Origin of the sequence: Photobacterium aquimaris (assembly GCF_002954455.1) — a bacterium.
Lineage (GTDB): Bacteria > Pseudomonadota > Gammaproteobacteria > Enterobacterales > Vibrionaceae > Photobacterium > Photobacterium aquimaris.
Map to the genome: position 1 here is coordinate 14,271 of NZ_MSCC01000008.1, position 12,910 is coordinate 27,180.

Consider the following 12,910-nt stretch of genomic DNA (forward strand, 5'->3'; position numbering starts at 1 on the left):
ACGAAACCGTTGTTTACCCCTTCTAGTGTCGGTTTAAAAACACGTTCATTCGCTTGTTAGCATTTTAACTTTCTCCGGGCAGTTAGAACAAAATCCTGATGAAGTTCAAAGAGCTCAGTACCCAACTCATTCAACTCTCGGATTTGCTCTTCAACATGAGGAGGCCAATCCCAAGCATTTCTGTAAGCATCTGGAATACACGAAAACATTTCGCCATTACCAATGGAATAAGAACGACTTGCCAATGTATAAATGAAATGCTTAGATTTATCTATTAGCTGTTTCCTTTTAGATTCCAACTCTTCGTCAAGGAAATGTTTCAGGGCGTTATTCCACGTATGTACGAAGGTATCCAACGATTTTACTTTTTTGCCGTGATGGGAGTTGCCAAAATCATGCTCTTCTAGAAGTTTAATATCTAACCCATCAGATGGTAAAAGCTCGATAAACTCAAGAAATAAAGCTTTATCAACTTCAATTAAATTTTGTTTGTCGACTTGAGCAAGTTTCTTAGACTTATATATAAATGCCTGATAACCAATATTATGAGCCAATGCTAAAAATACCATTCCAAAACCTAGCCAATAATCGGCACTATTCGATTGTAACTCAGCTAACGTGTAGTGCTCCCCTGCATTCAAGTTAAAAGTGTCTACCAACCAATTATAAAAAAGCTGCTTAAAAGCAGTCGGAGTAAGGAGTACGGTAACACCGGCCCCACCAACTAACCAAGTGAGCTTGTTTGTAAAGTCAGGGAATAGCCACTTCTTCCAGATAATTTCTTTTACTTCTTTCCTATCGAACACCAATGTCCCCTTTAAATGCTAACAGTAGATTAATAAGCATTCTTACATTAACGCAAAAAAAATGCCCCTAAAGTCTCGCAATTATAATCAATTTAGTTCATAAATATCATAAGCTTGATTGCATATTTTGTTTCAAAGTGTTTTTGCGGATATAAACGTTAGAAATGTATTAAATAAGTCTGATTAACTACAAATAAAACTAATCAAAAATCACGTTAACACGATATAAATGAGTATTTGACCTAACATGTTTTGGGGCAAATTTGAGCTAACAATGGAAATGAGCTAGCAATGGAGTTAAGGAGTGCCATCAGAGAAGATTCTGGACAGAACCTTGCTAGAGGAACTACTAAGTTACCCGTCAATTAATGAATAGAAGTCCGTCAAAATTGTTAATCTATAGCACCTTTAATCATTAAGTAGCTCAACCATACGTTTCTTAATTAAATCTACTAGGTGGCTGGAGCCTTTCGATTTTGCATCTCGAAGTTCTTCAGCTAAAACTATCACTTCATCAGGTTCAACGTAACCAAAGTCGATAGATCGTTGATTCAATTTACATAACCCAATAGTGAAGTGCCCTTTTTTAGTTTTGTCTACATACCAACGGTCACGAAAAATATCGATATGCTCTGCATAGTCATCGAAGTGAGGATGGACTAACAAGAAAGCTCCTGACGAAGATGGATACCTCTTCCTCTCTCCGTTGTTAAGTGGCTTTATGGTGTCACGCTTCCATTTGATGGAGTTACAATCTGCACAAGCAACGCATAAATTTTTAGGATAAAACATATAATTCTTATACTTTTCTTTTGGCGCAATGTGCTCTATATGGCAACTTGAAGCAGATTGAACACCGACGTCTTTTCTACAATAAGCACATTTTGCCTTCTGCTCCATTCTGTAATGCTTACGAATATGCGATCTTAAAGCTTGTAATGATTCTTTTTGCTCTTCCTTAGTCCAATCATGGTGGGAGAAGTTTTCATCCCCAACTATTTCTTTGATTAGTTGTTTCTGTTCTTTAGAAAATACTACCTCTTTTTCAATGTCAGCCATACTTACGATAAACCTCATTGAGCATTTCTACCAACTCTATAACGGGATCATCCTCGTGTAACACTGATAATTGATCGTTAAGCATTTTTAGTTTTTCTAGATCTTGATTATCGAATTTCTTTTCTGACTTTACCTTTGAGAACACATAAATAGCTGTTTTTATTAGATACTCATTGCTATGCCCAGGGTTGTGAAAGAGAGTGGCAAGATGATAGTCGGATGAACGTAAGCCATGCTTTGAAGCGCTTGTAAGCACTTGTTCAGTCATGTCCAATATTTCACAATTTTTAACCGCAATATCTGAAACTATAAGTGGTGAATGAGTTGCAATTATGAAGTGGCACCCTGAATATTCACTAAGAGACTCATTTAAAATTTCAACAAATCTTTGCTGCCAAGAAGGATGTAAACTAATTTCTGGCTCATCTATTAATATTAAAGAATTATCATCAATAGATGAAATGATGCCCAGAAACAACAAGAACAGGCATTGTTCGCCAGAACTTCTAGAAGCTAGAGGTCGTAGTTTTGCACTCTCTGATAATCCTGGCTCGATAAAAGATTGTCCGTTAACTGTTTCAATGTTGGTAACACTTACTAGACCAGACATCAGCAAATGAGCAAGTTCTCTTGAATTGTATGAGATAGGTTTTTCTCTACATACAGAATTGAGAAGAACACCAGTGTCACTGAAATGAAGCAAAATCTCTGGCTTATCAATGATCAGATCCATTAGAAGTGTCAACTCCTTGATATCCTCTATCTCATAATATTCATTTGCTTTTCGCAGCGCTATTTGAGTTTCAGGAGCAATATCAGAGTCACCTCTTTTTGCTTTATACAGTTCATCAGGGGAAAATACAGGTTCTAAGCTAACCTTCAGAACATCATCAAACCCAAAACTTAAAAGAAATTTGCGGAGGGATTGTATTTTTCGAGCATCATAATTATCCCTCGCTAATAACTGGTTCAAAGCTGTTGATGCTATACGAGTCGAAGGTAGACGGTCAGGAGCAAAGGGCTTTGAACCAATGTAGGCATAGTATCCACCTTGCACAAAGTCATTCTTTAACTTCCAGTTTTCGGTAAATTTTTCAAACTGGCTAGTTGATGCACATATAAGTTTTTGAGGAATTTGATGCTCAAAAACTTTTTCGATCGCGCCCCATTTGAATTCCTTTTTAAAATAATCCCGACGTATGGCGCGAATATCAGCAGACTTTGAACTTAACAATTCACCAAATCGCATCTGGTAGTAGTTGCAGATATCAAGTAACAACTGGGTTTTTCCGCAACCATTGTCTCCAATAACTATTGTAAAAGCATTTTCCGCCGAACTTTCACCTTTGAATAGAGAAGTATCGCCGATTATTCGAGCTCTAAACGCCATCATTCTACCTTTGGTAATACACTGGATTTAAAGACTTTATTCTATCATACTCAAATAAAGTCATATGGTTACCAGTGCATTTTTTGATGAATTCAGTTGGTAACGCTTTATGGCGAAGATTACCTGAGTTATTTAGGGCATTTCTGATTTGGAAATGGCAGCATCGGCTATACGATCACTGCCATGTTAGTTTGATACTTTAATGCTCGGTATAGAATGAACTCTATCGCAGGTGACAACACTACATTTTGTAAATCAATTAGCTTATTTGATTATTTCGAGAGAAAACGGTTACAGTTTTAGCTCCACGAGAAAGTGCAACGTACAGGTGTTTATTGTCCATCCCTCTTGCATTAGCATCAAGAACTAAGCAATGGTCAGCTTCCAATCCTTTAAGTAGCAATGTTGAACCAATTGCTCGTTTAGGGATTCGGTTATCACCTTTTTGTCTTATCTGCTCTCGTATAATCATTGCGGACTCTGACATGGTTTTATCCTGCGAGCTAACCGATAATGAGACCGAGTTTTTCAATGCGGTATATGCGTTTCTACGGTAAATCCTAGCACCATTTTTATTCTCAACCTCTTGAAGAGCTGTCAAAATATCAGAGCGTTCACTACTATTCGCAACGTTAGTTAGAGCATGTTCAAATGGTGTTGGAGGTTTTCTGTTTCTTCGAGAAAGAATACTTTGAATACGAGTTAATGTTTGTCTCATTTCAATATTAGTGGCCATTGTAGATACATTAGTAAGAATGCTTTCCACCAGTTCCATACCATTTAACCGATCAAACTCACTAGCTGCAGCAACAACCTGTGCCAATTGTACCTGCTCAACGACTTGAGTCGTGCGGCTACTCTTCGCATATGTGTGTCGAGATCTTTCATCCACTGAACTACCAATTACAAGAAGCGAATCGGTCTGATTGTGATTGATTATTCTTTGCTGGGCATTCTGCTGATTAATTAGATCTGTTTGAGCAGTACCTGTTAGTCGGTGCCAATGCAAATGGTTCGGACAACCAGTAAGGTCTAAACTTTCCCTTCGTAGAAGTGTTTCTCTAGCTTCAAGTATCCATTCACCAAGGTCAGGAGCCCCAGCATTATTCCAACGCCATGGTGTACGCAGAGTTCCAAGCAACGGGAACCTTTGCTGCACTTCTCGCTGCCAGTCAGGCATTGGGCCTGCAAAACTGAATATGCATTGCATCGGGTCACCAAAAACCACCGTTGGCAGTACTTGTGAAAGGGAGGCGATGATATTATGTTGGTTGTTGTCACAATCTTGGTATTCATCTACCAGCAGTCTTGAATATGAAGCCTTTATGATTTCGTGAAGCCCCCCTGAATTGAGAGAACGAAACACCGATCGCCTGAGTTCCGGATAAAACTGTCGAGCATTATCGGGGGATGCGCTGATTGGGCAAGATGTCGGAAAGCTATTAGCTATTCTAAGCGCCCAACCATCAATAGTTGTCACTACATAATGAGAAGCAGGAACTGATAACCGGCGTAAGCGCTTCTTAAGAGCCGATACACCAGCGGTTGTATGTGTTAAAACCAATATCGGTTTTTTCGCCCTAATCGACAGAGCCTCCGTAATCAGGTGTGTCTTACCACAACCTGCAGGCGCAACAATTGAGCCTAAATCGCTATCGAGCACAGCTTCAATGTTCATAGATCAATCGCCCATTGAAATAGATGATTTACAGGTGTTGTTAAATCTCCCGTAAAAGCACTGTAGTTCGGGCCAATAATGTTTCTGGCTACATTTTCTGCAGGTTCTATATCTTTGAACCAGCTCTTTTTATTGGCAGCTTTAGCAAGGATTACTCGTTGGGCATCAGTAAACCGTTCAAGGCAATCATCTAGCGTTACCGACTGGTTTGAATGCGCTTGAATATGAGCATTTATTGAGTCGGCTCCCTTCCTTTCAACTGCCATATTCAATAGTTCCGGGATAACGGCCGAGGGACAAGCTGTAAAGATAGCATCCTCTGTAGCTCTATTATGATCCCATTCAAATACGGAAATACCGGCTGCTATCGCATTTTCTCTGTGCTCTCGATGCTGTTCAGCTTTATCTGAATCCTTAAAAATTGCCGTCGGGTAACCTAGTGATGAAAAAATCTGCGCCCTTGCAAACATGGCATCACCACCCCCGTCCGCACAATGGACGCCTTTGGATGTAATCGTCCTATTTCCAACTTCTTGGTTATAAAGGTCTATTCCTCTCACTATCCCAATTTCCGTTTTTCCTTCACATACGATAACACTTTTGCTGAAGAAGGATTCGGCGCAAGCGCGTAACGTTGCTTGTTGTAGACCTTCTCCGTTTAGACTGTATATCGTATGTTGAATATGTTCTGGGCCCAAAGCTACCTGAGCCGGTGTAGGCCTGCGCATTACGTGGAGTTGTTGAGCCTGCAATTCACGAAGCACGTAAGGCGAGTGAGTTGTGATGAATACTTGCTGCGTTGGCTCAACATCTTTAGAGCCTAGCTCGTTGAGTAAACGAGTAATTCGATATGGCTCTAATCCGTATTCAGCTTCATCAACAATGATTACTTTAGAGTTACTGGCCGCTTTCTGCAGGCCGCTAATTAGAAGTCTGGACGAACCTGTTCCTAATTGTCTAAGAGGAGTATTATCACTGTTGTGAAGACTTATAGCACCATTGGATAAGGAGATTCCATTTACATCTAATAATGCTTTCAGTTCGCCAACAGGAACACCTAAGCCATTAGATATATTCTGGACTTGTTGCAAAACACCAGCAATCCCTTCAACTTGCTGTTGTGCGAAAGCTTCACGGGTTTGTCTTCCTAACTGTGCAAGAGCACTTGATACGTCCAATGTATCTTCAGAAAGCTTGTTAAGTATTGAACGACTACCCCAAGCAAGATTATGGTGCGCAGTTGTGCCTAAGCGAGCAGGAGATAAAAGCTCTCTATGTTTCCACGGTAATCTACGTTCTAAGCCATCCGCTTCAGCCCTTTCTGAATACAGTCGCCAATCGGGGTCTAAATCACTATCTACAATTAATTTTATGGTTAGAACAGTTTCAGTACCTTGCTGAGGCTCATCAACGATTTCTTGAGTGGTAGCATTATACCCTCTTAAGAAGAATCCATAGCTTTCGATATTCTTCAGATCATCATGCAGATCACCTATGGTGATTGATATCGATAATGGAGACAAGGTATTAAGTTGGTAAAAATCAGCATCGTTGAAGGAATAGGAACGTCGAGCACCGAGCGTAAGATCGATAGCATCTAATAGTGTAGATTTACCTGAATCACCGGGGCCAATTAGGCAATTTAATCCTGGCTTTGGATGCCATGATAGTTTTTTGATTGTTCTAAAGTTTTGTATTTCTATATGACGTATAACTGACATAAATAATTCCGGAGTATTGAACTAGTAAACTTACACCTAATATATTTTGTCGATCATATTCTATTTAGCTGATAAATATCATGAACTTGATTGCATTATTTTGTTTCAATCTGTTTATGGAGAACATTGAGAGTAAGAGATGTATTAAATAAGTCTGATTAACCACAAACAGGAAAATAAAACTAATCCAAAATCACTTTAATAATATATGAATGAGTAAAAGGTCTAACGCATAAAGGGGCAATTCTGAGTTAGCAAAGTGGCTAACTCATTTGTGATCACCAAGCGATTCTGTCGTACCTTAAATCAAAAATAATAGATTTAATACTGCCATATTTTAGGGAAGTAACTCTTTAACATCACACTCAAGTACTTCTGCGAGTTGATATGCCTTTTCCAATGTTATGTTGACCTCACCACGCTCAATTCTACCAATATAGCTTCTGTCTATATCAGCTAATAATGCTAATTGATCTTGTGATACGCCTTTATCACGGCGTTTTGAACGTAAATTAACACCAAACTGTTTTGCTAAGTCTTTCATTTTAAGGGAGACCTAAAATGAAAGACTATCTAAGATTGATGATTATGTTACCACGGACTATAATCCGCAAATTATCAAAATAATATTTTCTATGACTGACTTAATAAAAATACATCCTGATATTCTGATGGCCTTAAAGAAAGTGAATGATGAACAGTTTAAAACAACAACAATTCGTGACCTGTTGATGCAGCTATTCCCTCGTTATACAAACCAAAATACCACTAGGCTTTTTGCTTCACGGCATTTATTGGATTTAACAACAAAAGGTGTCCTTACATGTACAGGGATCAGACATAGTAAACGATTTAAAAAATACGATGATTTTAATTTGATTAAATTCAAAACAAAGAAACTACGTAAAAATCAACATGTGAAGCAGGTGGTAAAAAATCAAACTGACGAACTTAATGCAATTTCAGAAGGTTGTATCAAAAATCTGAAAACACAAAAAGCCATAATGGAAGCAGAGTTATCCATAAAACTTGCTGAGACTGAACAATACCAAGCGATGATCGAACAATTTCCAGAAACCGCCTTTCTTGCTTTGAAACTGCATTCTGAAGCAAAAGAAAATGCAGCTGCTATTGTTGGGCAAATTCGAGCAATATCTAACGTACTATCATACGGACAAATCTAAGGAATTAAGATGCTTCGGCTTTGGCAAAATGAGTGTATTTCTAACGCTGTTAATCATTATAAAAATGGACACAGTCATTTTCTTGCTCAAGCAACACCAGGAGCAGGGAAAACACGTATGGCTGCTCATTTAGCAAAGACATTATTTGATAGCGATATGATTGATCTTGTTATTTGCTTTTCACCGTCAAAGACTGTTGCCTCGGACATTCAAAAAACATTTGCTGCTGTTTTAGATTGTATTTTTAATGGTCAAGTGGCAACGCTGGGGTGCTCGATGACTTACCAATCGATGCAATACATTCATCGTGATTTTTGGAAAACAATTTCCCGCTACCGCGTGTTATGTGTCTTTGATGAAATTCATCACTGTGGAGGTAATGAAGATTCTGATAACAATAGCTGGGGTCAAACCTTAGTACATGATATTCAACATACAGCTTTGTATACACTGGCGTTAACAGGAACACCTTGGCGCTCCGATGAACTACCTATTAGTTTACTTTCTTATACTGATCCTGAAGGCAAGGTAATTTGTAACTACCAATATTCTTTAAAACAAGCAGTAAATGATGGCGTATGCCGACGTCCAAATATCACTTTAATCGATAGTGATAATATTTCATTACAGAGCAACACCAAACCTGAATACTTTAGCTCTATCAATGCACTGATTGAAAAGAGTAATACACATTATTCTTGTGTGCTTAATAATGATGATGCCCTAAATACAATCATTGAGTTAGCTGTTAATAAACTTGAAGCGATCAGACAAATTTCAATCGAAACAGGAGGTTTAATCGTAGCAGCCTCAATCATACACGCTCAAAAAATAATTCAAATATTAGAACAACAATTCGATCAAACTTGTGTGCTTGTTACTTATAAAGACAAGTACTCAAATAGAATAATTGAATCATTTAAGCACAGTGACACTCAATGGATTGTTAGTATTGGCATGATTAGTGAAGGCACTGATATTCCAAGGCTTCAAGTTTGCTGCCACCTTAGTAATATTCGAACAGAGTTATACTTTCGCCAAGTGTTAGGACGTATATTACGAACAACAAATACTGCCAATCAAGAAGCCTGGCTATACACTTTTGCTGAAAGTAATCTAGTACAATTTGCTGAACAAATCGAAATAGATATTCCAGAAAGTTGCTCCAGAATAACTATGTTTAACAATAATGATTACAGTGAACACGACAAAAAGCATTCTCAGAAACTTGCTAGTCATCTTACCGATAATAAAGCAAAGGATCATTGCTGTACGGTAGACTGGGAAAGCAGTGAAAATACATTCATATCTAAAAGCCTTGATATTCAAACTCAACATTCAGAGCTTACTCTAGGTAAATATCATACTCGCATAATCAGTGCTTTTATTTATGGCTAAATTGTTATTGGACATAAATAAGCCACAACAGGGGCAGTTTTTAGTTAGTCATAGTGACTAACTAAAAAGTGGACAGAAACGAGTTAGGGACTTTGCTTTATTTGGTTTGGTAGGTATTAAGATAAATAAGGGTAACGTTATGTTTAACTTTTTAGCATTACCTTTTAGGTACTTTCAATATTTACTTATATAAGGTGGCTTGGGCTTGTCCAACACTTCGGATAGGTGTCGGCTACGCGACACATATCCTTATCTGTTAAACCGCACTTTCAGCCTCGTACTCTTGTTCAATTAGTTCTAAGACTTCAGCACGTTCATTAATACTGACATACTCATGAAATAATATATATTTCCATACAAAGTTCTGAGCAGCGTTAAGGTTAGTAGGTTCAAGAAATTCGCTGTAGATAAAACCATGGTACTTCAATAAACTAGCATACGATTGCTCATGGTTGGATATACCCAAATATTTGTTACACATGTCGTAAAAGCAATCCATCAAATCACTGTATAAGTCATTGCTTGGTGCACAAACGTCAACAACACACTTGATACCACCTTTATCAAGCAACAGGTAATAGATTTGCAACGGGTCTTTCCAAGAACAACTAACAGCTTTCCTTAGTTGATAAACAAGCCCTCTAAATTCAGGTGGTAAGTAGATTGCAATACTTGCCAATGACTCTATTACCTCCCCGTCTAACTTAAGCCTTTGACTTTCAAAATCGGGAAGAATTCCACCTTTGTTAATGATCAAGGAAACGTAAGTGTTATACATCATTTTATGTTCAGAAATTGCGCCATTAAATTGCTCAAGAATTGGAAGAACCCTCTCCAACTTAACTTTTTCGAATTCAGCTTGTTGTAGCGTTAAATCCTTTTGAATTTGAAGCGCAGTGTTAACTTCTTGTTTCTGTAAATCTAAACGATTTTGAAACCACTTTTCCGCTAACCCTTTTAAAATCCATTTCCATATAGCTATTGCTGCAACCACTGAAATAGCCCACTCACCAAGATTCAAAAATTTAATCGTTTCTAACATGTTTCCTCTTTGTAGATACTTATGCGGTTTAACAGCATATTAATAAGCATTCTTACCTTTACGCAAAAGAATGCCCACACAAACCCCGACAATCATAATTAATTTAACTCATAAATATTATGAGCTTGATTGCATTATTTTGTTTCAAAGTGTTTATTTAGAATTTTAAGAGTAAGAGTATTGAGAGTGGTGCAAACTTGAGCGACAATGACATAAAGCTAGCCATCACACTTCTGGACGAAAACTGTTAGATAGTTTGCTCTATTTTAGCTGGTAGGTATTTGTATAAGTAAGTGCAACATCGCGTTAAGTGATAGCAACGCATAGAAAAAATGCTATGCGTTGCGAAACAATCTTAAATAATTATACGTTTCAAGCTTCTATTTGGTATCGTTCAATAACAACTTCTTCCAAGTTTTCTTGGGTAAATTCGGTTGTACGAAGATCAATACCCGCTATTTGTCTAACAAAGCAGGTAATAGATGCATCACCAGCAATATCGAGATTTTGTGCAAATTCCCATGCTGATAAAGGTTTCCCTTTTTTGGCGTTATGAGTGTAATCATGCGAATCTTCGAAATTTTGAACTGATACGTAACGTTTTACAATATTTGGAAATAGCTCATTACTAGTAACCATCTGATCCCAAATCGTTTGATTCAGAGTCCAAGCACTATTTGCTTTCGGTGTTCGATCATTTTTCAAAAGCACATTGCCTTGTCGATCATATTGGTATCTACAATCGCTATCGTGGATTACATGTTGCTTTATCTTAAAGTGTGAAAGTACTTTAATAAAAAAGGGCATGTTGTTTTTTGTACCAGTATTTAAGACAAATATATCTTTTTCAGGATAGTGCTCATGTAAGAGTTGTCTTACTACTATAGCTTCCGTATCGCCCTCAACCAAAACAACTTCATCAGCAAAAAACGTTTCGCAGATGTGTGGGTTAAAACGATTGAGCATTAGAATACGATCTCGGTTTTCGCCCTGAGAATCAAACACATCATCCCCCACTTGATGAATAATAGTCGTTCCATCTTCTTTTGCCGTTAAACGAGCCAATGTCGTGTGAGGCATAGATAAATCAATTAATTGAGGATTATGTGATGCGCATAAAATTTGAAATTTTGAACCTCGGCAAAGAGAATAAAGTGTATCTTTTAATAAGCGAATTCTCTTGGGGTGAAGGTACAGTTCAGGTTCTTCAAAAAGGATTATAAATTCCTTTTTTACTCCTTCATTTGTATCGTCAGGATCATAGTCATTTTTAGATAAGCCCAAGAAGTTAAACATTGCTTGGCGTATTACACCATGCCCGTGAGAGTTAAACTCACTCTTACCGTCTTGGCCTTCATGGTTAATAGCAACGCAAAACTCTTTGTCCAATGCTTTAGTTACATCAACACTTTGTCCAATCAGGGGTGATATAGATAGTGATAATTCTGGAAAAACTTTTTGAAAATTGGAGTTTGCTTTATCTGAAAAACCTTTTACTAAGTCAGTGCCTTCAATTTGAGATTGAAGTTCATTCAACTTATCAAGAGCTTCTTGATAAGTTTCAGCATGCTCTGTAGATAGAGTTTTTAATACCTGCTTTTTAATTGTCTCGGTAATCCACTTACTTAAATCTTCTGGAGTTGGCATAGCAGGTATGACTATTGGAGTAGGAGCCACTTTTGTCAAGTGTGAGTCAAGGCCACCAAAACCATGATCTACAAAATCACCTTCAGCGGGATCAAATGTTTCTTTCAGCCCTTCAGCACCTGCACGAGTCCACGTTTTCCTAAACCTAATTTCGTTTTGGTCTGATACCCATCGGTTAAACCCCTTACGCTCGAATTCAGCCTCATCACCAGCTTCTTTAGTAAACACCATTTCCATTTTAATAGTATTTTCTTCATCAAATTTGTGAAAATCTGATAAGGCACTTTTTTTCTTGGGTGTTATGAAATATTCATATGCTCGCAGAAACGTGGATTTACCAACATTATTCTGACCAAAGATAAAAATAATGTCAGAATCATCGAACTCTAACACGTTATTCTCACCGTTGATGTTTCTGAAACTTATTACTTTTAATGATTTTATTTTCATTATTACCAACTGATATTTTGATTATATGACTCAAATATTGGGGAAAAGGGAAACGTATAACAGTGTATTCTTACTTTCACGCCATTTAACAGAATGACTAAAAATCTAGGCGAATATGCTAACTTATGAATATTAAGTCAAGATGGTAGTAACACTTTGTTACTGTTATGAAAAATCACGTAGAAAAATAATAATTGCTGTTTAACTAAAGAACATTAAACGTTATTGGTATAAAGAAAACTAATCCAAAAACACATTAATACAATATGAATGAGTATTAGATCTAGCTAATAATGGGGCAGAAACTAGTTAGAGCAGAAGACGGACTATTGTAAACGATAGGAAGAATTTCTTATCCACTCTAAAATGAATATTTAATCACTTTTCATTCAATATAAAGAATATTGGTGAGAGGACTTAATTGTTGGTGGGGTTGTTTTGCTAACACCTGATGTAATACGTTAAACAAAATTTAAGGTAGAGAAAAGAACCGTATATTGATTGATAAGTTTTAGTTAGCAGCAACCATATCAAC

General features: G+C 37.3%; 10 protein-coding genes. 2 read left to right on the plus strand and 8 right to left on the minus strand.

What is annotated here, in order from left to right; all coding sequences use genetic code 11:
* Positions 1–56: 56 nt before the first annotated feature.
* The 6 genes from BTN98_RS20085 to BTN98_RS20110 all read right to left on the minus strand — a co-directional run bounded on the left by BTN98_RS20085 (position 57) and on the right by BTN98_RS20110 (position 7,198).
* Entirely contained in the window at positions 57–806 is a 750-nt protein-coding gene (locus BTN98_RS20085) for a hypothetical protein (protein ID WP_061000830.1), read from the minus strand.
* A 408-nt stretch (positions 807–1,214) separates the two neighbouring features.
* Complete coding sequence (locus tag BTN98_RS20090; protein WP_061000832.1) at positions 1,215–1,865, minus strand: HNH endonuclease; 651 nt, start codon at positions 1,863–1,865, stop codon at positions 1,215–1,217.
* Positions 1,858–3,255, minus strand: coding sequence for an ATP-binding protein (locus tag BTN98_RS20095; RefSeq protein WP_065190234.1), 1,398 nt, complete (start codon positions 3,253–3,255; stop codon positions 1,858–1,860). The genes BTN98_RS20090 and BTN98_RS20095 overlap by 8 nt, the downstream gene beginning before the upstream one ends.
* A 259-nt stretch (positions 3,256–3,514) precedes the next feature.
* Positions 3,515–4,933, minus strand: coding sequence for a UvrD-helicase domain-containing protein (locus BTN98_RS20100; RefSeq protein WP_061000833.1), 1,419 nt, complete (start codon positions 4,931–4,933; stop codon positions 3,515–3,517).
* Positions 4,930–6,654 carry an ATP-dependent nuclease gene (locus BTN98_RS20105; protein WP_061000835.1) on the minus strand — a complete coding sequence of 575 codons (1,725 nt, stop codon included), beginning with the start codon at positions 6,652–6,654 and terminating at the stop codon, positions 4,930–4,932. Before BTN98_RS20105 ends, BTN98_RS20100 begins: the two co-directional genes overlap by 4 nt.
* Before the next feature lie 337 nt (positions 6,655–6,991).
* Entirely contained in the window at positions 6,992–7,198 is a 207-nt protein-coding gene (locus BTN98_RS20110; RefSeq protein WP_061000837.1) for a helix-turn-helix domain-containing protein, read from the minus strand.
* Positions 7,199–7,289: 91 nt separating this feature from the next.
* Between BTN98_RS20110 and BTN98_RS20115 the strand changes: the two genes are divergently transcribed.
* On the plus strand, positions 7,290–7,838 hold the full coding sequence (locus BTN98_RS20115; protein WP_061000839.1) for a hypothetical protein: 549 nt from the start codon (positions 7,290–7,292) through the stop codon (positions 7,836–7,838).
* 9 nt (positions 7,839–7,847) lie between these two features.
* Positions 7,848–9,236: a DEAD/DEAH box helicase gene (locus BTN98_RS20120; RefSeq protein ID WP_061000841.1), complete on the plus strand. Its 1,389-nt coding sequence runs from the start codon at positions 7,848–7,850 to the stop codon at positions 9,234–9,236.
* A gap of 256 nt (positions 9,237–9,492) precedes the next feature.
* Here the strand turns inward: BTN98_RS20120 and BTN98_RS20125 are convergent, their stop codons facing one another.
* Both BTN98_RS20125 and BTN98_RS20130 read right to left on the minus strand, forming a co-directional pair.
* Positions 9,493–10,278, minus strand: a complete 786-nt coding sequence (locus BTN98_RS20125) for a hypothetical protein (RefSeq protein WP_061000844.1) — start codon at positions 10,276–10,278, stop codon at positions 9,493–9,495.
* 372 nt (positions 10,279–10,650) lie between these two features.
* Positions 10,651–12,375 carry an ATP-dependent nuclease gene (locus BTN98_RS20130; RefSeq protein ID WP_061000846.1) on the minus strand — a complete coding sequence of 575 codons (1,725 nt, stop codon included), beginning with the start codon at positions 12,373–12,375 and terminating at the stop codon, positions 10,651–10,653.
* Between the last annotated feature and the right edge of the window lie 535 nt (positions 12,376–12,910).

Excerpts from the sequence above, each read along its gene's own strand:
- BTN98_RS20090 (WP_061000832.1), bottom strand. The coding sequence starts at position 1,865 with ATGGCTGACATTGAAAAAGAGGTAGTATTTTCTAAAGAACAGAAACAA.
- BTN98_RS20095 (WP_065190234.1), bottom strand. The coding sequence starts at position 3,255 with ATGGCGTTTAGAGCTCGAATAATCGGCGATACTTCTCTATTCAAAGGT.
- BTN98_RS20100 (WP_061000833.1), bottom strand. The coding sequence starts at position 4,933 with ATGAACATTGAAGCTGTGCTCGATAGCGATTTAGGCTCAATTGTTGCG.
- BTN98_RS20105 (WP_061000835.1), bottom strand. The coding sequence starts at position 6,654 with ATGTCAGTTATACGTCATATAGAAATACAAAACTTTAGAACAATCAAA.
- BTN98_RS20110 (WP_061000837.1), bottom strand. The coding sequence starts at position 7,198 with ATGAAAGACTTAGCAAAACAGTTTGGTGTTAATTTACGTTCAAAACGC.
- BTN98_RS20115 (WP_061000839.1), top strand. The coding sequence starts at position 7,290 with ATGACTGACTTAATAAAAATACATCCTGATATTCTGATGGCCTTAAAG.
- BTN98_RS20120 (WP_061000841.1), top strand. The coding sequence starts at position 7,848 with ATGCTTCGGCTTTGGCAAAATGAGTGTATTTCTAACGCTGTTAATCAT.
- BTN98_RS20125 (WP_061000844.1), bottom strand. The coding sequence starts at position 10,278 with ATGTTAGAAACGATTAAATTTTTGAATCTTGGTGAGTGGGCTATTTCA.
- BTN98_RS20130 (WP_061000846.1), bottom strand. The coding sequence starts at position 12,375 with ATGAAAATAAAATCATTAAAAGTAATAAGTTTCAGAAACATCAACGGT.